The organism is Planococcus sp. NCCP-2050 (assembly GCF_023708025.1).
Lineage (GTDB): Bacteria > Bacillota > Bacilli > Bacillales_A > Planococcaceae > Planococcus.
Window position 1 is genome coordinate 41,846 of sequence record NZ_BRCX01000008.1, and the last position, 23,731, is coordinate 65,576.

At 44.4% G+C, this 23,731-nt stretch carries 25 protein-coding genes, 2 rRNA genes and 2 other annotated features; all 27 genes read right to left on the reverse strand.

What is annotated here, in order from left to right:
• Positions 1 to 30 precede the first annotated feature (30 nt).
• Positions 31 to 3,585: a DNA-directed RNA polymerase subunit beta gene (gene rpoB / locus NFU07_RS16835; protein WP_251480256.1), complete on the reverse strand. Its 3,555-nt coding sequence runs from the start codon at positions 3,583 to 3,585 to the stop codon at positions 31 to 33.
• Between the two features lie 215 nt (positions 3,586 to 3,800).
• Positions 3,801 to 4,403, reverse strand: coding sequence for a class I SAM-dependent methyltransferase (locus NFU07_RS16840; RefSeq protein WP_251480258.1), 603 nt, complete (start codon positions 4,401 to 4,403; stop codon positions 3,801 to 3,803).
• A 124-nt stretch (positions 4,404 to 4,527) separates the two neighbouring features.
• Positions 4,528 to 4,887, reverse strand: coding sequence for a 50S ribosomal protein L7/L12 (gene rplL / locus NFU07_RS16845; protein ID WP_235197800.1), 360 nt, complete (start codon positions 4,885 to 4,887; stop codon positions 4,528 to 4,530).
• A gap of 56 nt (positions 4,888 to 4,943) precedes the next feature.
• Positions 4,944 to 5,444, reverse strand: coding sequence for a 50S ribosomal protein L10 (rplJ, locus tag NFU07_RS16850; RefSeq protein WP_235197799.1), 501 nt, complete (start codon positions 5,442 to 5,444; stop codon positions 4,944 to 4,946).
• Positions 5,445 to 5,479: 35 nt separating this feature from the next.
• Positions 5,480 to 5,629 (reverse strand) — a sequence feature (ribosomal protein L10 leader region).
• A gap of 46 nt (positions 5,630 to 5,675) precedes the next feature.
• Complete coding sequence (rplA, locus tag NFU07_RS16855) at positions 5,676 to 6,371, reverse strand: 50S ribosomal protein L1 (RefSeq protein ID WP_251480262.1); 696 nt, start codon at positions 6,369 to 6,371, stop codon at positions 5,676 to 5,678.
• A 105-nt stretch (positions 6,372 to 6,476) separates the two neighbouring features.
• Positions 6,477 to 6,902 carry a 50S ribosomal protein L11 gene (rplK, locus tag NFU07_RS16860; protein ID WP_052654209.1) on the reverse strand — a complete coding sequence of 142 codons (426 nt, stop codon included), beginning with the start codon at positions 6,900 to 6,902 and terminating at the stop codon, positions 6,477 to 6,479.
• 164 nt (positions 6,903 to 7,066) lie between these two features.
• Positions 7,067 to 7,600: a transcription termination/antitermination protein NusG gene (gene nusG, locus NFU07_RS16865; protein WP_235197797.1), complete on the reverse strand. Its 534-nt coding sequence runs from the start codon at positions 7,598 to 7,600 to the stop codon at positions 7,067 to 7,069.
• A gap of 108 nt (positions 7,601 to 7,708) precedes the next feature.
• Positions 7,709 to 7,894, reverse strand: coding sequence for a preprotein translocase subunit SecE (gene secE / locus NFU07_RS16870; protein ID WP_052654215.1), 186 nt, complete (start codon positions 7,892 to 7,894; stop codon positions 7,709 to 7,711).
• 59 nt (positions 7,895 to 7,953) lie between these two features.
• On the reverse strand, positions 7,954 to 8,100 hold the full coding sequence (rpmG, locus tag NFU07_RS16875; protein WP_110925679.1) for a 50S ribosomal protein L33: 147 nt from the start codon (positions 8,098 to 8,100) through the stop codon (positions 7,954 to 7,956).
• A gap of 70 nt (positions 8,101 to 8,170) precedes the next feature.
• A complete protein-coding gene (sigH, locus tag NFU07_RS16880) occupies positions 8,171 to 8,821 on the reverse strand; it encodes an RNA polymerase sporulation sigma factor SigH (protein WP_052654218.1) in 651 nt (216 codons plus the stop codon).
• Between the two features lie 70 nt (positions 8,822 to 8,891).
• Positions 8,892 to 9,401, reverse strand: coding sequence for an NYN domain-containing protein (locus NFU07_RS16885; protein ID WP_251480266.1), 510 nt, complete (start codon positions 9,399 to 9,401; stop codon positions 8,892 to 8,894).
• Between the two features lie 4 nt (positions 9,402 to 9,405).
• The gene (gene rlmB, locus NFU07_RS16890; protein WP_251480269.1) at positions 9,406 to 10,158 is read right to left on the reverse strand and encodes a 23S rRNA (guanosine(2251)-2'-O)-methyltransferase RlmB; all 753 of its coding nucleotides are present in this window, start codon (positions 10,156 to 10,158) and stop codon (positions 9,406 to 9,408) included.
• Positions 10,155 to 10,574 (reverse strand): Mini-ribonuclease 3, encoded by a 420-nt coding sequence (locus NFU07_RS16895; RefSeq protein WP_285835977.1) that lies wholly within the window; start codon positions 10,572 to 10,574, stop codon positions 10,155 to 10,157. Before NFU07_RS16895 ends, rlmB begins: the two co-directional genes overlap by 4 nt.
• A 4-nt stretch (positions 10,575 to 10,578) precedes the next feature.
• Positions 10,579 to 11,979 (reverse strand): cysteine--tRNA ligase, encoded by a 1,401-nt coding sequence (gene cysS / locus NFU07_RS16900; protein WP_251480272.1) that lies wholly within the window; start codon positions 11,977 to 11,979, stop codon positions 10,579 to 10,581.
• A gap of 19 nt (positions 11,980 to 11,998) precedes the next feature.
• Complete coding sequence (gene cysE / locus NFU07_RS16905; protein ID WP_235197793.1) at positions 11,999 to 12,637, reverse strand: serine O-acetyltransferase; 639 nt, start codon at positions 12,635 to 12,637, stop codon at positions 11,999 to 12,001.
• 52 nt (positions 12,638 to 12,689) lie between these two features.
• Positions 12,690 to 12,906: a binding site (T-box leader), on the reverse strand.
• A 71-nt stretch (positions 12,907 to 12,977) separates the two neighbouring features.
• Positions 12,978 to 14,441 (reverse strand): glutamate--tRNA ligase, encoded by a 1,464-nt coding sequence (gene gltX / locus NFU07_RS16910; RefSeq protein ID WP_251480275.1) that lies wholly within the window; start codon positions 14,439 to 14,441, stop codon positions 12,978 to 12,980.
• Between the two features lie 40 nt (positions 14,442 to 14,481).
• On the reverse strand, positions 14,482 to 14,982 hold the full coding sequence (gene ispF / locus NFU07_RS16915; RefSeq protein ID WP_052654236.1) for a 2-C-methyl-D-erythritol 2,4-cyclodiphosphate synthase: 501 nt from the start codon (positions 14,980 to 14,982) through the stop codon (positions 14,482 to 14,484).
• Positions 14,979 to 15,674, reverse strand: coding sequence for a 2-C-methyl-D-erythritol 4-phosphate cytidylyltransferase (gene ispD, locus NFU07_RS16920; protein WP_235197792.1), 696 nt, complete (start codon positions 15,672 to 15,674; stop codon positions 14,979 to 14,981). Before ispD ends, ispF begins: the two co-directional genes overlap by 4 nt.
• A 13-nt stretch (positions 15,675 to 15,687) precedes the next feature.
• A complete protein-coding gene (locus NFU07_RS16925) occupies positions 15,688 to 16,785 on the reverse strand; it encodes a PIN/TRAM domain-containing protein (protein ID WP_235197791.1) in 1,098 nt (365 codons plus the stop codon).
• Positions 16,786 to 16,888: 103 nt separating this feature from the next.
• A complete protein-coding gene (gene radA / locus NFU07_RS16930; RefSeq protein ID WP_235197790.1) occupies positions 16,889 to 18,265 on the reverse strand; it encodes a DNA repair protein RadA in 1,377 nt (458 codons plus the stop codon).
• A 60-nt stretch (positions 18,266 to 18,325) separates the two neighbouring features.
• Positions 18,326 to 20,770 carry an ATP-dependent protease ATP-binding subunit ClpC gene (gene clpC, locus NFU07_RS16935; RefSeq protein WP_251480279.1) on the reverse strand — a complete coding sequence of 815 codons (2,445 nt, stop codon included), beginning with the start codon at positions 20,768 to 20,770 and terminating at the stop codon, positions 18,326 to 18,328.
• On the reverse strand, positions 20,767 to 21,861 hold the full coding sequence (gene mcsB, locus NFU07_RS16940) for a protein-arginine kinase McsB (protein WP_235197789.1): 1,095 nt from the start codon (positions 21,859 to 21,861) through the stop codon (positions 20,767 to 20,769). Before mcsB ends, clpC begins: the two co-directional genes overlap by 4 nt.
• Positions 21,851 to 22,384 (reverse strand): UvrB/UvrC motif-containing protein, encoded by a 534-nt coding sequence (locus tag NFU07_RS16945; RefSeq protein WP_251480282.1) that lies wholly within the window; start codon positions 22,382 to 22,384, stop codon positions 21,851 to 21,853. The genes mcsB and NFU07_RS16945 overlap by 11 nt, the downstream gene beginning before the upstream one ends.
• 11 nt (positions 22,385 to 22,395) lie before the next feature.
• The gene (locus NFU07_RS16950) at positions 22,396 to 22,866 is read right to left on the reverse strand and encodes a CtsR family transcriptional regulator (RefSeq protein ID WP_235199229.1); all 471 of its coding nucleotides are present in this window, start codon (positions 22,864 to 22,866) and stop codon (positions 22,396 to 22,398) included.
• Between the two features lie 154 nt (positions 22,867 to 23,020).
• Positions 23,021 to 23,266, reverse strand: a complete 246-nt coding sequence (locus NFU07_RS16955) for a hypothetical protein (protein ID WP_251480285.1) — start codon at positions 23,264 to 23,266, stop codon at positions 23,021 to 23,023.
• A gap of 140 nt (positions 23,267 to 23,406) precedes the next feature.
• Positions 23,407 to 23,522, reverse strand: a 5S ribosomal RNA gene (gene rrf / locus NFU07_RS16960).
• A gap of 82 nt (positions 23,523 to 23,604) precedes the next feature.
• Positions 23,605 to 23,731: ribosomal RNA gene (locus tag NFU07_RS16965) — 23S ribosomal RNA — on the reverse strand; the annotation flags it as partial.

The following is a 23,731-nucleotide window of genomic DNA, read 5'->3' on the forward strand; positions in this document are numbered from 1 at the left end:
AGGCTTGGACCGTCTGCTTCCAAAATTTTATCAATCAACTGTTCCAACTGTTTCTTCTTTATCTGCAATTGGCAAGATATTCAATGAATCCGCAGGTTGAAGGTCTTCTTCTTCGTCCAAATCTCGCAATTCAATTTCTTCGTCATCGATCGTTAGCATTTTTACATCCATACCTAAACTTTGAAGCTCTTTGATCAAAACTTTAAATGATTCTGGAACGCTTGGTTCAGGAACACTTTCGCCTTTTACAATCGCTTCATAAGTTTTCACTCGGCCAACAACATCATCCGATTTGACCGTTAAGATTTCTTGGAGTGTATGAGCGGCACCGTATGCTTCAAGTGCCCACACTTCCATCTCACCGAAACGCTGTCCACCGAATTGAGCTTTACCGCCAAGTGGCTGTTGTGTAACCAATGAGTATGGTCCAGTAGAGCGGGCGTGCAATTTATCGTCAACCATGTGGGCAAGTTTGATCATGTACATGATCCCTACCGATACACGGTTATCGAATGCTTCACCTGAACGGCCATCATAAAGGATGGTTTTTCCGTCACGTGACATCCCTGCTTCTTCCATCGTTTCCCATACATCCGCTTCATTTGCACCGTCAAATACTGAAGATGCCATGTGAATACCAAGTGAACGAGAAGCCATACCTAAGTGCAGCTCAAGTACTTGTCCGATATTCATACGGGATGGTACACCAAGCGGGTTAAGCATGATATCAACCGGAGTTCCATCTGGCATAAACGGCATATCTTCTTCTGGAAGAATGCGTGAAATTACACCTTTGTTTCCGTGACGTCCAGCCATCTTATCCCCGACTTGGATTTTACGTTTTTGGACGATATAAGCGCGCACTAATTGGTTTACACCTGGTGGCAACTCATCGCCGTCTTCACGATTGAAGATCTTCACGTCAAGAACAATACCGCCGGCGCCGTGAGGCACTCGTAATGAAGTATCGCGGACTTCACGTGCTTTTTCTCCAAAGATTGCATGCAATAGACGTTCTTCAGCTGTCAGTTCCGTTACACCCTTAGGCGTTACTTTCCCGACTAGGATATCTCCGTCTTTCACTTCTTCTCCCACACGGATAATTCCGCGGTCATCAAGATTACGAAGTGCATCTTCACCAACGTTTGGAATGTCGCGTGTGATTTCTTCAGGTCCGAGCTTTGTATCACGCGAATCTGATTCGTATTCTTCGATATGGACAGAAGTATATACATCGTCTTTTACAAGACGTTCGCTCATAATGATCGCATCTTCATAGTTGAAGCCGTCCCAAGTCATGAATGCGACAAGGACGTTGCGGCCAAGAGCCATTTCTCCGCGTTCCATCGAAGGGCCATCTGCTAAGATATCGCGTTTTGACACGCGGTCGCCGACTTTTACAATCGGACGTTGGTTATAGCTGGTACCTTGGTTTGAACGGACGAATTTTTGCAATTTATAAGTAGTCAGATCACCTTTTACTTCTTTGCCATCGATTTCTTCGATGCGACGAACTTTGATTTCTCTTGCTTCTACGGATTCTACGATACCTTCGTATTTTGCAATTACAGCTGCACCAGAATCACGCGCTGCCAAATGCTCCATTCCTGTACCGACGAACGGCGCTTCAGGGTTTAACAATGGAACTGCTTGGCGTTGCATGTTTGCTCCCATTAATGCACGGTTGGAGTCATCATTTTCAAGGAACGGAATACAAGCTGTCGCTACAGATACTACCTGTTTTGGAGAAACGTCCATATAATCAATGCGGTCGCGTTTGATCAATGTGTTTTCCCCACGGAAACGTGCTACTACTTCTTCTTCTACGAAAGAGCCGTCTTCCGATAACTCGGAGTTGGCCTGAGCCACTACATAGTTATCTTCTTCGTCTGCAGTCAAGTAGTCGATGTGAGGAGTAACCACTCCAGTTTCCGGGTCAACCCGGCGGTAAGGCGTTTCGATGAAACCGAATTTGTTCACTTTCGCGAATGTTGAAAGTGTATTGATCAATCCAATGTTCGGCCCCTCAGGCGTTTCAATCGGACACATGCGGCCATAATGCGAATAGTGAACGTCACGCACTTCAAATCCAGCGCGCTCACGTGTCAAACCACCAGGCCCAAGCGCTGATAGACGGCGTTTGTGCGTCAACTCACCCAATGGATTTGTTTGATCCATGAACTGGGAAAGCTGTGAACTTCCGAAGAACTCTTTAATTGACGCAATAACCGGACGGATATTGATCAATTGCTGAGGCACGATTGCCTGCGTATCATTGATAGACATACGCTCACGCACAACACGTTCCATACGGGATAAACCGATGCGGAACTGGTTTTGCAGAAGCTCTCCTACTGAACGCAAACGGCGGTTACCCAAGTGATCGATATCATCTGTGTTTCCAACTCCGTAAAGAAGGTTAAAGAAGTAACTGATGGATGAAATAATATCAGCTGGCGTTACATGTTTGATCTTGTCTTCAATATAAGCATTGCTGATGACATTGATCTCTTTTTGGTTTTCGTCATTCGGCGCATAGATCTTAACTGATTGCAATGTAACATCGCCTTCAAGAACTCCGCCTGTTTGACTTACAGTATGGAAATTGACGCCACTTTCCAAATAAGGAATTAGACGATCCAATACTCGGCGGTCAATGACTGTACCAGCTTCCACTAAAATTTCGCCTGTTTCAGGATCCACCAAAGTTTCAGCGATGGTTTGGTTGAAGAGGCGGTTTTTGATGTGAAGCTTTTTGTTCATTTTATAGCGGCCCACATTCGCTAAGTCATAGCGTTTTGGGTCGAAGAAACGCGAATAAAGTAAGCTTTTTGCACTTTCAACTGTCGGTGGCTCGCCCGGACGTAAACGTTCGTAGATTTCAAGAAGCGCTTTTTCCGTGCTTTCCGTGTTGTCTTTTTCAAGCGTATTTTGAAGGAATTCGTTATCCCCAAGCAAATCAATGATTTCTTGGTCAGATCCGAAGCCAAGCGCTCTTAAAAGAACTGTTACCGGCAATTTACGTGTGCGGTCGATTCTTACGTAAACGACGTCTTTTGCATCTGTTTCATATTCCAGCCAAGCTCCACGGTTCGGAATAACCGTAGCTCCAAAGCCTTTTTTACCGTTTTTGTCGGTTTTGTCGTGGAAATAAACGCTTGGTGAACGCACTAATTGAGAAACAATAACGCGTTCTGCTCCATTGATGACAAAAGTTCCTGTTTCAGTCATTAATGGGAAATCACCCATAAAGACATCCTGTTCTTTCACTTCATCTGTCTCTTTGTTGTGCAAGCGAACTTTCACGCGCAAAGGAGCCGCATAAGTGACGTCGCGCTCTTTCGATTCAGAGACTGGATACTTTGGTTCCGCGAGACTGTAATCAACAAACTCAAGCGATAGATTTCCTGTGAAATCTTCGATCGGCGAGATATCTCGGAACATTTCGCGCAGTCCTTCTTCGAGGAACCACTCATAAGACGCTGATTGGATTTCAATCAGGTTAGGAAGTTCAAGCACTTCTTTAATTCTCGAAAAACTTCTACGTTGACGATGTTGCCCGTACTGAACTAGTTGACCTACCAACTTATTCACCCCTCAATAAAACGATTATAGGTCTTTGCGATTTCCACTAAATAGTGTATGATATCGAAAAGACAAAAAGAAAACGAGGCTAAAAATTAGCTCATTCTCGGTTTACCGTGATCAAATCTGTCGCTATGCCATGCCCTAAAAAGGGCAAACGACCTCAAAATAATAAATTTTGCATTTAGTTATAATACCATAGCGGTTTTGTCAAGTCAAACTTTTCTTGCCTCGAAAATAAAATACCCTTTTTTCTTGTCAATTACTTGGCAATCTCCGAAAAGCTCCGTTAATTTCTCTTGAGTCGAAGGCGCCCCTTGCTTTTTCTGTATCACAACCCACAACGATCCACCCTGCTTCAGCTTCTCGTAAGCTTCTTCATAAAAACGGAAAATCGTTTCTTTGCCTGCACGGATCGGCGGATTGGTCAAAATCGCTGAGAAGTCGTTTTCTGCCACAGCAGACAACCCATCGCTTTCATAGATCTTCACGTTCTCAATGCTGTTTTTTTCCGCATTTTTCTTTGCTAATTCAATTGCGCGCATGTTTACGTCAACCATGTGGACTTCTTTTTGAGGAAACGCTTTGGCGATCGCCATTCCGATCGGTCCATACCCACAACCCACATCTAAAACGGGGCCATCAATTGATGAATCTTCATACGTTTCAACCAATAAACGGGAACCAAAATCAATATCGCCTTTGCTGAATACGCCTGAATCTGTCTGAAAATGGAATTTCTCGCCTCGCAATGTATTTGTCCATTCTTGAGGATTGCTTTTTGTTTGAGGATTTTTAGAATAATAATGCTGGGACATCGATAGCCCTCCTTACAATAATCAACTTACCCGTGAAACCTTCAGCTGATTTGAATATAAAAAGAAGAAAAAGCCCGTCGGTATAAACTGACGAGCTTTCTTTCTTATTCATAAGTTGTTGAAATTATTTAACTTCTACAGAAGCGCCAACTTCTTCAACTTTAGCTTTGATTTCTTCAGCTTCTTCTTTAGAAACGCCTTCTTTAAGTGCTTTAGGAGCTTCGTCAACTAGTGCTTTAGCTTCTTTCAAGCCTAGGCCAGTAACTTCGCGTACTGCTTTGATAACTTTGATTTTTTGATCTCCAGCAGAAGCTAGGATTACATCAAATTCAGTTTGTTCTTCAGCAGCAGCACCGCCAGCAGCAGCTGCAGCAACAGGAGCAGCAGCAGTTACGCCGAACTCGTCTTCGATTGCTTTTACTAGGTCGTTAAGTTGAAGAACTGTCATTTCTTTGATTGCGTCTAAGATTTGTTCTTGTGTCATTATAGTTTCCTCCTATGGAAAGTTGATTTTTTTGTCGTGCTTATCCGGCTAACTTATTAAGCGCCTTGTTCTTCTTTGCTGTCTGCAACTGCTTTTGTAATAGCAGCGAAGTTGCGGACTGGAGCTTGTAGTACGCTGAGTAGCATAGAAAGTAGACCTTCGCGTGATGGAAGTTCTGCCAATGCTTTGATATCGTCAGCAGACGATACAGTGCCTTCGATGATACCCGCTTTAATTTCAAGCGCTTCGTTCTTTTTAGCGAAATCGTTGATGATTCTCGCTGGTGCTACTACATCTTCGTTAGAAAATGCAATCGCATTTGGTCCTGTAAAGTGTTCGTTGATTGCTTCAAGTCCGTGCATTTCAGTAGCACGACGAGTCATTGAGTTTTTGTAAACTTTAAACTCAATGCCTTCTTCACGAAGCTGTTTACGAAGTTCTGTTAATTGAGCAACGTTCAAGCCGCGGTAATCCACAACTACAACCGAAGCTGCAGCTTCGAATTTGTCAGCGATCGTTTGCACAACAACTTTTTTCGTTTCAACTGCTTTTCTCATTTTGGCACCTCCTATAGATTTTTCATTCGTACCGTTCGTCCATAAGAAAAGCCTCTGGTCTTTACAGACACAGAGGCATAATATCAGCATCAAAAAGATGTTTACTGAATTCATCATGTCCTCGGCAGGGATAAGATTTAAGCGACTAGCGCCCCTGCTGTCTGCGGTACAAATATGCATTTCACAACTAAGCCATTGTAGCAAGCGTGAAATAGATTGTCAACACTTAAATTACTTAGCTACGCTGTTTGCATCTACTTTTACAGCAGGTCCCATTGTAGTAGTAACGTTAAGTGATTTGATGTAAGTTCCTTTAGCAGAAGATGGCTTCGCTTTAAGAACTACTTCGTGGATCGCTTCTAAGTTTTCAGCAAGTTGGCTGTCATCAAAAGAAACTTTTCCGATTGGCGCGTGGATGATACCTGATTTGTCTGCACGGTATTCCACTTTACCAGCTTTGATTTCTTGAACAGCTTTTGTTACATCAAATGTAACTGTGCCTGTTTTAGGGTTTGGCATTAAGCCTTTTGGTCCTAATACGCGTCCAAGTTTACCAACTTCACCCATCATGTCAGGAGTTGCAACGATTACATCGAAGTCAAACCATCCTTGTTGGATTTTTTGGATATATTCAGCATCGCCGACGAAATCTGCGCCAGCTGCTTCAGCTTCTTTAAGTTTTTCGCCTTTAGCGAAAACCAATACGCTTTGAGTTTTACCAGTTCCGTTTGGAAGCACTACTGCTCCGCGGATTTGCTGGTCGTTCTTGCGCGTATCAATTCCAAGACGGAAAGCTACTTCTACTGTTGCGTCAAAGTTAACTGTGCTAGCTTTTTTCGCAAGTTCGATTGCTTCTTTTACATCGTACAATTTTGAACGGTCAATTAATTTTGCTGCTTCTTGCAGCTTTTTGCCTGTTTTAGCCATTTTAAATGTCCTCCTTGTTGTGGTCGAGCGGTTTTAAACCTCCCACGATTAAAGGCTGCGCGGTTCTGGCGAACGCGCGCAACCCATCCAAAAACAACTACTGTATTAGTCTTCGATTGTAATGCCCATGCTGCGAGCAGTACCTTCAACCATCAACATTGCAGCTTCAACTGAAGCAGCATTTAGATCTGGCATTTTAGTTTCTGCGATTTCGCGAACTTGGTCGCGTTTCACAGTCGCTACTTTATTGCGGTTCGGTTCGCCTGAACCTGATTCAATACCAGCTGCTTTTTTCAATAGAACAGCAGCGGGCGGAGTTTTCGTAATGAATGTAAATGAACGGTCTTCAAATACCGAAATCTCAACCGGAATGATCAGTCCTGCTTGTTCAGCAGTACGTGCGTTGAACTCTTTACAGAAGCCCATGATGTTAACACCTGCTTGACCCAATGCTGGACCAACCGGCGGCGCTGGATTAGCTTTTGCTGCAGGGATCTGCAATTTTACAACTTTAATCACTTTTTTAGCCACGAAACACACCTCCTTAAGTCCGTGATGTGGTAATAGGGTTTCCCCTCCCACTCAATATCTGTCTGTCAACTTTGTTGATAGAATTAGCTAAATTGTACAAATTGTCCTATGACAGTCTGACCTATGAAATAATACCACTTCTTCACCATAATAGCAAGTGGCTTTTATATTTTTTGAACCTGCTCGAAATCAAGTTCCATTTTTGTCTCCCGGCCGAAGATATCGATTGAAACTTTTACCTTGCCTTTTGTTTCATCGATTTCTTCCACTTTGCCTTGGAAGTTCGCGAATGGCCCTTCCATAACTTCGACCACGTCGGCCACAGCAAAGTTGATATCCACTTTGCGCGCTGTCATGCCCATCTGTTTCAAGATGAACTCAACTTCCTCATCCAATAAAGGCGTCGGTTTCGCGCCTCCGCCTGATGAACCGATAAATCCGGTTACACCTGGTGTATTCCGTACAACATACCAAGATTCATCTGTCATGATCAATTCCACTAAAACGTATCCCGGGAAAGTTTTGCGCATAACTGTACGTTTCTTTCCGTCTTTGAAATCCGTTTCCTGTTCTTCGGGAATGATGACGCGGAAGATTTTATCTTGCATGCCCATTGTTTCTACGCGTTTTTCCAAGTTTGCTTTTACTTTGTTTTCATAACCTGAATACGTATGGACTACATACCAATTTTTCTCCATAATCGTGCGGACTAGACGTCCATCCCTCCTTTTTTGCCAAATGAAAAAACCCGTTCTCTAAGAATGACGGGCTATTTTTTATGCGTTATTCTTGTTGAATACCTAAAATCAAAGTGCCAAGAACCAACGGAATAATTCCGAGATGCCAGTATCGACTAATGCGAAGAAAAGAGCCATAAAGATTACAGTTGAAAGAACAACTATCGTGTAGCGAGTCAGTTCTTTGCGTTTTGGCCAGCTTACTTTTCTCATTTCCGAAACGACATTTTTAAAGAAACCACCAATGTTGCCCATTGTTTTAAAAACCTCCGACTTTCAAAATTACTCTATATCGTCCGGCATTCAATTAAAATTCATAAGGTTTGTTGATGCACGGTATGCCCATTGCAGTGAGCACAGAATTTTTTGAGTTCCAAACGTGTACTGCGCCCTTCTTTCGAAGGTACCGTATAATTACGGGAAGCACATTTCGAGCAGCTTAAAACCATTTTTTTAGCCATTTTTCTCACCCTATTCGAGTTTGCAGCTTTTTCAAGGTTATCACCTTAAAACGGAGCTGTCAACTAGGCCTTAGGACATCTGGGTCTCGTCAAATTGAAGATGCCGCTCCAGTTTTCGTTTGACTCGCTGCAGCGCATTATCAATCGATTTAACATGCCGTTCCAATTTATCGGAAATTTCCTGATACGATTGGCCGTCCAAGTACAAAGCCAGAACTTCCCGTTCCAAGTCACTCAGCACTTCACCCATTTTTTCTTCCATATACAAAAACTCTTCGTTATTAATCATCAACTCTTCAGGATCATCTACACCAGTTCCAGTCAAAACATCCATCAACGTCCGATCCGACTCTTCATCATAGATCGGCTTATCCAAGGAAACATAGGAATTCAGCGGAATGTGCTTTTGCCTTGTCGCCGTTTTGATCGCCGTAATGATTTGGCGGATGATGCACAATTCGGCAAAGGCCCGGAAAGAAGACAATTTATCACTTCGGAAATCGCGGATCGCTTTGTATAAGCCAATCATCCCTTCTTGGATGATGTCTTCCTTATCAGCCCCTATTAAGAAATAGGAACGGGCTTTCATGCGAACAAAATGCCGAAACTTCGTAATTAAAAAATCTAGGGCTTCGGTATTTCCGCTGTGGACCAAACTGACAAGTTCTTCATCTGTCATTTCTGTGAATCGGTGCGTTTGAACTTGCTCATGATTTACCACGGCTATCCCTCCGGTTGCGTGAACCTCGATAACTTCAGTATACATGAAGAAAAAATTGAGCGTCAACCAGTCATTTCAGTCCACGTCGCCATTTTTCGAAAATTTCTGCCACTTCTTCGGATAGATGAATTTTAGAGAATGCACGCTGCTCTTGGATTTCTTTCACTTTTTTCGAAATATTCCGTTGAATTTCTTCCATCTCAATTTCCAGTTCCCTGGCTGAAATACGAAGAGCCCCTTTGCCAAAAATAACCCGTTGTTCGGTTTGATCGGAAGTGGCTACATAAATTTGGTCTCTGCGGTTGCTTAGACTCGTAGCCAACTTTTCAATCCGTTCATCCGCCGTTTCACTTTCCCGCGTAAAGATAACTTCAACTTCATGGTGCATATTCTTTGCTTCGATTCCCGGGACCAGATGCGCATCAAAAATGATGATGACCCGCCAGCCTTTGTAACTTTTATACTCAGCCATGCGTTCGATCAAACGGTCCCTGGCATCTACAAGCTTGTCTTTTTTTAATTCTCTAAGTTCCACCCAGTCTCCAATGATGTTATAGCCATCAACCAGCAGAATATCCATGGAATCACCCGAGTGGATGGCGCTTTCGATAAACTTCGTACATCAATAAACTCGCAGCCACTGATGCATTAAGCGAAGTCACATGCCCGACCATCGGCAATTGGTAAAGGAAATCACATTTGTCGCGCAAGATTCGGCTCATGCCTTTCCCTTCGCTTCCGATGATCACGGCAAGCGGCAAGCCTGCATCCATGTTGCGGTAATCCGTAGACTCTTTTGCATCCGTCCCGGCAATCCACACGCCGCGTTTTTTCAATTCATCTACCGTTTGGGATAGATTATTGACGCGCACGACCGGCACGTGCTCAATGGCACCCGTTGATGACTTGGCAACAACGGCCGTCAAACCGACTGCCCGGCGTTTTGGAATCACGATGCCATGTACGCCGATTGCATCCGCAGTCCGCATGATTGACCCTAAGTTATGCGGATCTTCCAATTCATCTAAAATCAAAAAGAAAGGATCTTCTGAACGCGCTGCCGCGGCTTTGAATAAATCATCCAGTTCGGCGTAATTATAAGCAGCCACGGCTGCCACGATTCCCTGATGGTTGGAATCCGTCAATCCATCCACTTTCTTTTTCGGTACAAACTGAACCAGGACCCCTTTTTCTTTTGCCAACTGCAGCAATTCCGTAATCCCTTTTTTCTGGACGCCTTCAGCAATCCAGATTTTATTGACATCCCGGTCAGCGCGTAAAGCTTCCAGTACGGGGTTTTTGCCGCCGATAATTTCCGGTGTTAGTTCCTCAGTCATTTGACCGCTCCTCTCAGCTCTTCTATTGTGTTAATCGCATAGGCGATGATTTCATCGACCCGCCCTTGCTCGCCTTTTAAATACTGCCATCCAAGGACCGCTTCGAAAGCGGTGCTGAAATTATAAGTTTGGACATCGGTATTTTTCGGCACCGATCCTGATTTCGCATTGCGCCCTCTTCTCATTACAGCCAATTCTGCCTCGGTTAAAAACGTTTCTTCTGTCATTTTCTTTAGCACAATCGCTTGCGCTTTTGCCGAAACGAAGGTGGTGGCTTGGCGGTGTAGAATATTGGGTTTAACGCGTCCAGAGCGAAGCAGATGTTCACGCACAGCCTGCTCGTATACAGCATCGCCCATATAAGCGAGCGCCAGTGCGTTCATCTGATCGACGTCCTGATTTCGTAAAACATTCACGCCCTTACCCCCTTTTCCAACGCGTGCCTTGCGCCGTATCTTCTAAAATGATGTTTTTCTCTTTGAACAAGTCACGGATTTCGTCAGCTCGTGCAAAGTCGCGGTTCTTGCGGGCTTCAATGCGCTCTGCAAGCAAGGCTTCAACTTCCGCATCCAATAATTCTTCTTCCTTTTTAAACGGCAAGCCTAAAACGCCTGCCAATTCGTCGAATAAACTCAAGAAGGCTTCAAGCACTTCCGTCGAAGTCTGTTTTTCCAATAAATACGTATTGGACAACCGCGATAAATCAAAGAGTTTCGAAATCGCGTTGGCTGTATTGAAATCATCATCCATCGTTTCAATAAACTCTTCTTTAATGGCATTCATTTTAGCCAGCCAAATATCGGAGTGGTCGCCAAGGCCTGCCGAAGTTTCCAAACGGTGCTTCAAGTTTCCATAAGCCGTCCGCAGGCGCTCAAGTCCAGCAATGGCATCTTCGACCAGCTGCTGGGAATAATTGATCGGATGGCGGTAATGCACAGACAGCATGAACATGCGAAGTACCTGCGCGTCCAATTCTTTTAAAATGTCATTGACTAAAACGAAGTTATTCAGCGATTTCGACATTTTTTCGTTGTCGATATTGATATAGCCGTTGTGCATCCAATAACGGGCAAACGTCTTGCCAGTATAAGCTTCAGACTGGGCAATTTCGTTTTCATGATGCGGGAATGTCAAATCCTGTCCGCCTGCATGAATGTCGATGGTATCACCCAGATGCTCGCGCGCCATGACCGAGCATTCAATATGCCAGCCTGGACGCCCCTTGCCCCAAGGACTTTCCCAAGAGATTTCGCCTGGCTTCGCCGCTTTCCATAAAGCGAAATCCAAAGCATCTTCTTTCTTATCGCCGGTTTCAATTCGTGCGCCCACCTTTAACTCATCGACCGATTGATGTGATAATTTTCCGTAGCCTTCGAATTTACGCGTCCGGTAGTAGATGTCCCCTTGTGATTCGTACGCATAGCCTTTTTCAACAAGCGCTTCGATAAAATCAATGATTTGCGGCATATGGTCCATGACGCGCGGATGCACATCCGCTTCGTCGCAGCCCAGCGCTTTCGTATCTTCAAAATAAGCTTGGATAAAGCGTTCCGCGATTTCCGGCACTTCCACGCCTAATTCATTGGCAGCCTTGATCAGTTTGTCATCGACATCCGTAAAGTTGGACACGTACGTAACGTCATAGCCGCGGTAAGTCAGGTAACGGCGAACCGTGTCATAGACGATAACCGGGCGCGCGTTGCCGATATGAATGTAATTATAGACCGTTGGACCGCACACATACATTTTTACTTTTCCCTCTTCTAAAGGAATAAATGCTTCTTTTTGACGCGATAGCGAATTAAAAATTTGAATTGCCATTCGGTTGCCCTTCTTTCTTTTATGCGTTTTTTAATCGTTCAATTTCCCGCTTCAGTTCAGCTATTTTCATTTCCATGCTTTCGCATTTATCCATCATCGGATCCGGCATATCTTGATGATTCAGATCCGGCTTCACTTTTACGCCGTCCTGGATCACCACTTTCCCGGGAATCCCTACAACCGTCGCATTTGCCGGAACGCTTTTCAGCACGACGGAACCTGCGCCGACTTTTGAATTTTCCCCGATGACGATTGAGCCGAGGACCTTCGCGCCTGTAGCGACCAATACATTATCTTCAAGCGTCGGATGGCGTTTGCCGCGCTCTTTTCCCGTTCCTCCGAGCGTCACACCTTGGTACAAGGTGACATTATCACCGATGATACACGTTTCACCGATGACTACCCCCATGCCGTGGTCAATGAAAAACCGGCGGCCGATCACCGCTCCCGGATGGATTTCGATGCCTGTGAAAAAGCGGCTGATCTGCGAAATGACGCGGGCAATGAAAAATAATTTCTTCTTAAAGAAAAAATGCGCTAAGCGGTGTGCCCAAATGGCATGCAGCCCCGAATAGGTCAAGATGACTTCCAGATAGCTTCGGGCAGCCGGATCCTGCTCAAACACAACGTCAACGTCTTCTTTTAAAAATTTCCACAAACTCACTCTCTCCTTTCTTGTACAAAATAAAAAGCGCCTCTGCCATAAAAATGACAGAGACGCATGATTGCGCGGTTCCACTCTGATTAGAAAGGCGTTTGCCCTTCTCTCTCGAATGCCTTTAACGCAGGCGATACGTCTGGTCTACTTGATTCGACTCAGCACTCGGAGAGGCATTTCAACGCAGCAGCGGCCCGGATCATTTTCAGCCGGTGATGATCCTCTCTTTGGAGCTTGCTGCATTTACTTCTTCTCGTCAACGATTTACTAATAGTAAGTTCATTTTACACGCTTGCCGCCATAAGTCAATTTCTTGCACTCTCTGCGGCAGCTACTCCCCTTATGCCTGTGCGAATTTAGCTAAGCGTGCAATGGTTTTTTCTTTTCCTAAAAGCGCAATGGAATCCGGCAATTCCGGTCCATGCATTTGCCCTGTCGTAACAACGCGGATCGGCATGAATAAATTCTTGCCTTTATGGCCAGTCGCTTTTTGGACCGCTTTGATCGCTGCTTTGATTTCCGCAGGTTCAAATGCTTCCAGGCTTTCAAGCTGCTCGATAAACGAAGCCATCACTTCCGGCACTTGCTCGCCAGCCAACACTTCTTTCTCTTCTTCGCCGAACGACAATTCTTCTGTGAAGAACAGATCCGAAATCTCCGTAATTTCAGCACCGTAGCTCATTTGATCATGATACAAAGCAATCAGCTTTTCAGCCCAAACGGTTTGTTCTTCTGATAATTCTTCAGGCAGTTTGCCCGCTTTCTGCAAATGAGGAAGCGCGAGTTTCACCACTTCATCAAGCGGCATTTGCTTAATGTATTGATTGTTCATCCACATCATTTTTTGCTTATCGAACATGGATGGCGATTTAGAAAGGCGTTTCACATCAAAGATGCGGATCAATTCCTCTTTCGAGAAAATCTCTTCTTCCCCTTCTGGAGACCAGCCAAGCAATGCAAAGAAATTAAACAAGGCTTCTGGAATATAGCCGAGGTCTTTGTATTGGGAAATGAACTGAAGAATCGACTCATCGCGCTTCGACAATTTCTTGCGGTCTTCGTTGATGATCAAGGTCATGTGCCCGAATGAAGGATAATCCCATCCAAAAGCATCAAAAACCATCATTTGTTTTGGCGTATTTGACAAATGCTCTTCCCCGCGGAATACGTGAGAGATTTTCATCAAATGATCATCAATTACAACAGCAAAGTTATAAGTCGGGATGCCATTCGTTTTTACCAGCACCCAGTCACCCACATCTTTCGATTCGAATGAAACCGGTCCACGGACCAAATCTTCAAATGCATATGTTACGTTAGCCGGCACTTTCATGCGCAGCGTGTAAGGCATTCCTGCCGCTTCTTTTTCAGCCACTTCTTCTGCGCTTAAATTGCGGCATGTTCCGCTATACTGAGGGGCAGCAATTCCTGCCGCTTTTTGCTCTTCGCGTTCAGCTTCCAATTTTTCAGGCGTACAGAAGCATTTATAAGCTGTTCCTTTTTCGAGCATTTCATCGGCATAGCCTTTGTAAATATCCAAACGTTCCATTTGGCGGTAAGGGCCGTATTCGCCGCCGATATCAACAGACTCATCGTATTCCAAACCAAGCCATTTTAAATTATCCAATTGCGATAATTCGCCTGTTTCGATATTGCGGGCAATATCCGTGTCCTCGATGCGGACGATGAACTTCCCGTTGTTGTGGCGTGCGTATAAATAATTAAAGAGCGCTGTCCGGGCTCCGCCGATATGTAAATGGCCAGTCGGGCTCGGAGCATAACGTACGCGTACTTCTTGTGTCATGTTTTTTCCTCCTAATTGAATAACAGTATGTTCTATTTTATCACTCTGGAGCATCCAGCGGAAGCGGGCGTTTTGTCAATAAGATGACTGCAAGTGCAGCGATCCCTTCTTCGCGTCCAGTGAATCCCAGGTGTTCGGAAGTTGTGGCTTTCACATTCACCTGTGAAATGTCCGCTTCCAATAAACCTGCAATCGACTCGCGCATCTGTTCGATATAAGGAGCAAGCTTCGGTTTTTGTGCGATGACGGTGCAATCGACATTGCCCAGTTCATAGCCTTGTTCTTTTACGTATTGCCAAATATGCGTTAACAATTTACGCGAATCCGCATCTTTGAATTCCGGGTCCGTATCCGGGAAATGCTTGCCGATATCACCGCCGCAAATTGCGCCAAGCGCTGCATCTGTAATGGTATGCAGCAAGACATCTGCGTCCGAATGGCCAAGCAAGCCCTTGTCATGAGGGATTTCAATGCCGCCTAAAATGAACGGGCGCCCTTCTGCTAATTGGTGAACATCGTATCCTTGTCCAATTCTGATCATTTCTGTTCCTCCTGTTTCCGGTTTTCTAAAATGGCCTTGCCATAAATTAAATCTTCCGGTGTAGTCATTTTTACATTTTCGTACGTACTTTCCACAATTTCTACCGGATGCCCTAAACGCTCCACTAGCATCGCTTCATCCGTTCCTAAAAAACCGTCTTTGGCTGCTGCCTGTGCAGCTGCCAAAATCAAGTCATATCGAAAAGCTTGCGGCGTTTGAATCATCCATAATTGCTCGCGGTTGACCGTTTCCGTAATGATGCCATCCCGTGCCTTTTTGATCGTATCTTTTACCGGTACAGCCGCAATCGCTGCTCCAGAAGCACGAGCGGTTCCCACCAGTTCCGAAATGACTGACGGATCGATGAACGGCCTCGCTGCATCATGGACCAATACAACGCCACAAGGCGGAATCGCTTCAAGACATGCTCTAACACTGTCTTGCCGCTCCATTCCGCCTTCTGCATAGCCATGGACTTTCGTAATGCCGTATTGGTTGACGCAAGTTTCGATCAGTTCACGCTCATCCTTTTTGACAGCGAGCCAAATGCTTTCGCAATTCGGATCCTGCTGGAACACTTCCAGGGTATAAAGGAAAATCGGTTTATCGAATAGCTCGAGTAATAATTTATTCTTATTTGCCTTCATCCGTTTCCCACTGCCAGCAGCAGGAAGAACGACTGTATAATTCATATTGTGCCATCCTTTATCCATTCATTGTGACTTGGCGGCCTTCTCGCGGTTTCGCGAAAATCATTCGGCCCGCCGAAGTTTGAAGCACACTCGTTACCGTAACATCAATTGCTTGCCCGATAAACCCTTTGCCGTCTTCAATGACAATCATTGTACCATCGTCCAAGTAAGCAACCCCTTGATTTTGCTCTTTGCCGTCTTTGATCACGACTACATGCATATCTTCGCCAGGGATCACGACTGGTTTCACTGCGTTGGCCAAGTCGTTGATATTTAAGACCGGAACATTGTGGAGCTCACAGACTTTATTTAAATTAAAATCATTTGTGACGACTTGCCCGCCCATTTTTTTAGCGGCGCGCATCAGCTTCAAATCCACTTCGCTGACCTCGTCAAAACTTTCTTCCGTAATCATAATAGCACCTTCGCGTTCGCTTTGAAGGCGTTTTAAAATATCCAACCCCCGGCGCCCGCGCGTTCTTTTCAAAGTATCGGAAGAATCTGCGATATGCTGCAGCTCCGACAACACGAATTGAGGAACGACAAACGTCCCTTCCATAAATCCAGTCGCGGAAATGTCAGCAATCCGACCGTCAATGATGACACTCGTATCCAGAAGCTTATAAGAAGTCTTTTCAACGGCTTCCTCAATTTCCGGTTTTTTCGATACCACTAGACGTTGAGGCGTCAGCGCTGCTATCATCTCTTCTCGCTTTTGGAAGCCCACTTGGAAGCCTAAATATCCCAATACCACCGACAAGATGATCGGAGCCGCTGTCGCCACTACCGGAATATCAATCGTGTTCAATGCAAAGCCGATCAAAAAAGCGACAATCAACCCAATGATGAGTCCGACTGTACCAAACAGCAGATCCGGAGTGGGGGCATGAAGAAGCCTTTCCTCCATCCACTTCATAAACCTAACGATGGCATCCGCAAACAATAGAGACAAAAGAAAAAAGATAAGTGCACCGATTAAAGCAGATGCAATTGCATTATTGACCCAGGGATTGTCAAGAATAGGAATAAGTTCAAAACCGTATGGTAAAAATAGAATCCCGACAGTGGCACCAACAAGCAAAAATAACACTTGAATAATTCTTTTTAGCATAGACTCCACCTCCTTTATAATAATTATACACATTTTGGTGACGAAACGCTCTGCAGACCCTTTCAGGAAATTAGCTAAAGAAAAAGGAGGCAAATTGCCTCCTTTATTGTGGGAAAATCTCTTTTAACGCATCATTTACACTTTCAACGCCGACTACTCGGATTCCTTCCGGATAATCCCAGCCGCCAAGATTCGAAGCTGGAATAATGGCCCGTTTAAACCCTAATTTCGCAGCTTCCTGAACTCGCTGTTCAATACGGGATACCCGTCGGATCTCTCCTGTTAAACCTACTTCACCAATTATACAATCATAGACATTCGGTGCGAGATCGCGGTAACTTGAAACAATGCTCGCAAGCACGGCCAAGTCAATTGCCGGCTCGTCCAATTTTACGCCGCCCGCAACTTTGATATAGGCGTCCTGTGCCTGCAGCAACATGCCCATCCGCTTCTCAAGCACGGCCATCAAAAGCGACACCCGGTTTTGATCAATTCCCGTAGCCATCCTCTTCGGATAATTAAAGCTTGAAGGCGTGACCAATGCTTGGATTTCAACCAAAATCGGACGCGTCCCTTCCATTGATGCTACAACTGTAGAACCTGCTGCCCCGCTTGAGCGTTCTTGAAGAAATAATTCAGACGGATTCAGCACTTCTTTCAATCCGCCTTGCAGCATTTCGAAAATCGCAATTTCATTGGTCGACCCGAAACGGTTTTTGACACTGCGCAAAATCCGGTACGTATGATGGCGTTCGCCTTCAAAATACAAAACGGTATCCACCATATGCTCCAAAATTCTAGGCCCTGCAATCTGCCCTTCTTTTGTTACGTGTCCTACCAGGAAAATAGCAATATTCTTCGTCTTAGCGATCCGCATTAATTCAGCCGTGCTTTCCCGAACTTGCGTCACACTGCCGGGAGCTGATGTTACTTCCGGGTGGTGCACAGTTTGGATAGAATCGACAATGACGAAATCCGGTGCCACTTCTTCAATCGTATGATGGATCAATTCCAAATTGGTCTCCGCATAGATATAGAGTTCCGAAGAAGAGGCATTCAAACGCTGTGCGCGCAATTTGGTTTGGCGAATCGATTCTTCGCCTGAAATATACAAGACGCGGCTTCCACTGTTCGCAAGCATCGCAGATACCTGCAGCAGCAAAGTCGATTTTCCGATTCCGGGATCTCCACCGATCAAAACAAGCGATCCTGGAACAATCCCGCCGCCGAGTACACGGTTTAATTCTTCAAGTTCGGTTTCTACGCGCGGCTCTTCTTTTGTCTCAATGGCATTTATGGAAACCGCTTTTTGCGGAACTGCAGCCGAATGCTGAAACGCTCCTCGCGTTCCTTTAGGTGCAGCCACTTCCACTTCTTCCACCATCTGATTCCATTCTCCGCAGCCTGGGCATTTCCCCATCCATTTAGCTGACTCATAACCGCACGACTGACATACAAACTTCGTCTTTTTCTTAGCCATGGGTACCTCCTTTTCCAAATAAAAAACGCTCGCCGAAACTCGGCGAGCGGAAAATTTACCTTACTTTACTTCCGTAACCGCTTCATTGGTGCGAACAACGAATTCATCGTCCTCCACATCAAATACAATGCGCTGACCTGCAATCGCTGTGCCTTTTAACAACTCTTCAGACAAACGGTCTTCTACATATTTTTGAAGTGCGCGACGAAGAGGTCGTGCTCCGTATTCAGGATCATACCCCTCTTTGGCTACTTTTTCAAGCGCAGCGTCTGTCAGTTCCAAATCAATGTTTTGTTCTTTCAAACGCTCCGTTAATTGCTTAGACATCAAGGTCACAATTTCGCGAAGGTTCTCTTTCTCAAGAGAATGGAAGACGATCATGTCATCAATACGGTTCAAGAATTCAGGGCGGAAGGCTTTCTTCAATTCAGCCAACATTTTGCCCTTCATGTCTTTATAATCCGTTTTTGCATCTTCTAAATTGAACCCAACGTATTTATTGTATTTCAATTCTTCTGCACCGACGTTAGATGTCATGATGATGACAGTATTGCGGAAGTCTACTCGGCGTCCTTTAGAATCTGTCAAACGGCCATCTTCAAGCACTTGCAAGAGAATGTTGAAGACATCCGGATGCGCTTTTTCAATTTCATCGAGAAGGACGACAGAATAAGGTTTTCTGCGGACTTTCTCAGTCAACTGGCCGCCTTCTTCATAACCGACATAACCTGGAGGCGAACCGACAAGGCGTGAAGTCGAATGTCTTTCCATGTATTCGGACATATCGATGCGGATCATGGCGTCTTCATCACCGAACATTGATTCAGCTAGCGCACGCGCAAGCTCCGTTTTACCTACACCAGTAGGCCCAAGGAAAATGAATGAACCAATTGGACGTTTCGGATCTTTCAACCCTGCACGTGCCCGGCGAATCGCTTTAGAGATGGACGTTACCGCCTCTTCTTGGCCGATGACACGATTATGCAGAATTTCTTCCAAGTTCAACAATTTATCAGATTCTGTCTGAGCCAATTTCGATACTGGAATGCCGGTCCACATAGACACAACGGTTGCAATATCTTCCATTGTCACTTCAGACTCTTCTTTGCCTTGCTTTTCTTTCCATTCTTTTTTCGTTTTATCCAATTGATCTTTCAATTTCTGTTCAGCATCACGAAGCGAAGCCGCTTTTTCAAATTCCTGGCTTTGCACCGCTTCATTTTTCTCGGAACGAGCCGCTTCTAACTTCGCTTCCAACTCTTTCAAGTCTGGCGGAGTCGTATACGAACGAAGACGGACTTTAGATCCTGCTTCATCAATCAAATCGATCGCTTTATCCGGCAAGAACCGATCCGAAATATAACGGTCAGACATTTTTGCTGCTGCTTCGATAGCTTCATCCGTAATTTTCACACGGTGATGCGCTTCATAGCGGTCACGAAGCCCTTTAATAATCTGAATCGATTCATCAACAGTTGGCTCATCTACTTGGATCGGCTGGAAACGGCGTTCTAAAGCTGCATCTTTTTCAATGTATTTACGGTACTCATCTAAAGTCGTTGCACCGATACATTGCAATTCACCGCGAGATAAGGACGGCTTCAAGATATTTGACGCATCAATTGCACCTTCTGCACCGCCAGCACCAATCAAGGTATGAAGCTCATCGATGAACAGAATCACATTGCCGGCTTGGCGAATTTCATCCATCACTTTTTTCAACCGGTCTTCAAACTCGCCGCGGTATTTTGTACCTGCGACAACTGTTCCCATATCTAAAACCATTACGCGTTTGTCGCGCAAAGTTTCCGGTACTTCATTATTTACAATTTGTTGTGCTAATCCTTCAGCGATCGCTGTTTTACCGACGCCTGGTTCCCCGATCAATACCGGATTGTTTTTAGTCCGGCGGCTCAAGACTTCAATAACACGTGTGATTTCTTTGCTGCGTCCGATCACTGGATCCAAGCTGCCTTCACGCGCTACTTGCGTCAAATCACGTGCCAAACCATCAAGAGTCGGCGTGTTTGCAGAAGCATTCGGGCTGCTTCCTGTAGACGCTTGTTCATTGCTGCCTAAAAGCTGCAAGACTTGTTGGCGTGCTTTATTCAAGCTGACCCCGGCATTTCCAAGAACGCGTGCCGCTACACCTTCACCTTCACGGATCAAGGCAAGCAGTAAATGTTCCGTTCCGATATACGAATGGCCCAGTTTACGGGATTCATCAACTGAAAGCTCAATCACTTTCTTCGCTCTTGGCGTATAGTGAACGATTGGGCCTACATCTTTCTCACCGACACCAACCAATTCTTTAACGCCTTCTTCGATCAATTGCGTGTTCACTTCAATCGCTTCCAAAGCTTTAGCGGCGATACCGCCACCCTCACGAATTAAACCTAATAGGATATGCTCAGTACCAATTGACTCGTGCTTCATACGAATAGCTTCTTCTTGGGCTAATTGAAGAACTTTTTGTGCGCGTTGTGTAAATCGATTAAACATCATGCAAAATCCTCTCCTCTGTTGTTAGTAACATCTTCATTATTTAAACGGTCCCGGAACAATTTGGCTCGGGCATAGTCTCTTTCCTTAGGCTGCAGCGGCTTGTCTGAATAGCGCTGTAAAAAAGCAGGCTGCATAAACACCATCAGCTCATTCAATATGGACATGTCCATGCCTTCAATCATTTTCAAGTCGATGCCAAGACGGACATCGGAGAGACAAGTGGCCGCTTCTTCTGTTGTCAGCAACCTTGCATTGGTCAGCGTACCAAGCGAGCGATAAATTCGGTCTTCCAGAACAACTGGAGAGTTGCTTAAAATAGCTTCTCTTGCCCGGCGCTCTTGCTGGATAATCTGATCTGTCATATTTTCCAGATCCTGCAGAATCTCATATTCTGATTTCCCAAGCGTAACCTGGTTGGAAATCTGATAAACATTCCCAAGCGCTTCACTGCCTTCTCCGTAAATACCTCTTACTACCATTCCTAAACGTGATATAGCTGGAATAATGCGAGTGATTTGGTGAGACATGGTCAACGCTGGCAAATGAAGCATGACAGATGCACGCATTCCAGTTCCTGTATTCGTCGGACAACTTGTCAGATATCCATACTTTTCATGAAAAGCGTAAGATAAGTGTTTTTCGAGTAAAGAGTCTAACTCATTCGCTCGTTGATAAGCTTCCTGTAAATGAAAGCCTGACTGCAAACTTTGAATACGCAAATGATCTTCCTCATTTACCATAATACTGAGTTCCTCATTTTCCGAAATCAATACTGACCCCGAATGAGTGCCTTTTGCTAAATAAGGGCTAATCAAATGCTTCTCTACTAAAACTTCTCTTTCTAATTGAGGAGTTTCTTGAATACTAATATGAGTAAAGGAATGTTTCAATTCTTTTCCCTTATCGAGCAAGACAGCAGATATTTCCTTGTCTACTTTCAAAGCCTCGTCTTCCGTATAAGCATAAGGAAATTTAAAATTGTTCAAATTTCGGGCCAGTCTAATTCTAGTACTCATTGCAATATCTACATTCTCACCGTCATTCGACATCCAACTGCTTGCCCTTGGCTGAAGAAAGCGCTCAATTGCCATCAGAAGCACCTCCTTCCAGCTGAACATTAAGAGCTTTTACCTGATCCCTTAACTTTGCAGCCTCTTCGAAATTCTCCTGCTCAATTGAAGACTTCATTTGCTTACGCAGCTCTTCAATCTCTTTTTTTATTTTTAAGGTACTTCCATAAGAAGCGGGTATTTTGCCAGTATGCTCACTATTTCCGTTATGAAGTCTTTTAAAGATCTCATCCAATTGAGACTCGAATACTTCATAGCACTCAGCACACCCGAATTTACCTAACTTTAGAAACTTATTAAATGTAAATCCACAGGACGGGCAAACAGCCACTTCTTTTTTTATTGGATTTGGAGAAGTTTGCTGGTTTGGAAACCAATTAGACAGTAATTGATGTATCGCTAGAGGATCCTGTTCAAAAACAATATTGAAATTGTGGTTTCCTGCTGCACATACATGGCATAACTGTCGTTCAGTCATTTGCCCATTGATATTCTGTTTTACTATCACAGAGGCAGGCCGTTCGCCGCATTGATCGCAAATCATATTACCACTCCTTACATGTTCGGCTGATGCTTTAAGGTAAACAGCATAGCAATTAATATTCTTGCTCTAATTTCATCACGGACCGGCAAAGGCATCAACAATGTCGATCGATCAACCGCACTCAAAATCAAGTTGGCTTCACGCTTAGAGACAATCTCTTCATCAAGCAACCGAAAGACAATGTCTTCAGCCATACTTTGAGTCGCCCCCTGCTTCAATCGCTCAATAATCTCAGCAATAAAATCTGCTTTTTGATGAAAGCGAATCCGCTTAATTCGAATATAACCGCCTCCGCCTCTTTTGCTTTCAACAATATATCCACGGTCGACAGTAAAACGAGTATTTATAACATAATTAATTTGCGAAGGAACACATTGAAATTTTTGAGCAACTTCGCTGCGTTTTATTTCAATATGTTCTCTATCGCTTAATTCGATAACTTCTTTTAAATAACCTTCAATTACATCAGAAATATTCCGCATCGTCATCACCTCTTCGATACTAATATGTCAAAACTGACTTTGACTATATTTGACTTAATTATACACTATACATTTTGTGCATTTCAAATAGTATGATTCGATGCCAAAATAATTAAAAATGTCCCGAGAATAATTCCCGAGACATTAAATGATTTTATTCTTGTTCAAGTATTTTTTTTACGAAGTCTTTTGCGTGGCTCGATGCTGACCTTGTTTCTTCTTCTCGATATTTGGTTGTCCACTTTACGCCTTCTCTCCAAATTTCCACTACATCACCCTCTGAGACATTGTGCGTGAAATCGGCTACTGGAAAAGTAAAATGTTCCTTTTCTCCATCAATTGAAATGAGTAAAGCTGAGCGTTTATCAATGGTTTCTACTTTATATAAACCTGCTTTCATGATATTCACCTCATTTCAGTTTCCCCCGAATTGAAGTTTTTTAATCCTAAATTTTCTTGAATTATATAAGATAGTTTTACTTTTTATTTTAATAAAAACACAAAAAAGCCGTTACCGGCTACGGTAACGACTTTCCATGTGCCCAGCGACGTCCTACTCTCACAGGGGGAGACCCCCAACTACCATCGGCGCAAAAGAGCTTAACTTCCGTGTTCGGGATGGGAACGGGTGTGGCCTCTTTGCCATCATCACTGGACTATTTTTTTCAGAGTGACTTGTTCACTCAAAACTGGATATTCGACATGAAACAAACGAAACGCGCTTTTCAGGAAGCCATATTGGTTAAGTCCTCGATCGATTAGTATTCGTCAGCTGCACGTGTCGCCACGCTTCCACCTCGAACCTATCTACCTCATCGTCTTTGAGGGATCTTACTTGCTTGCGCAATGGGAAATCTCATCTTGA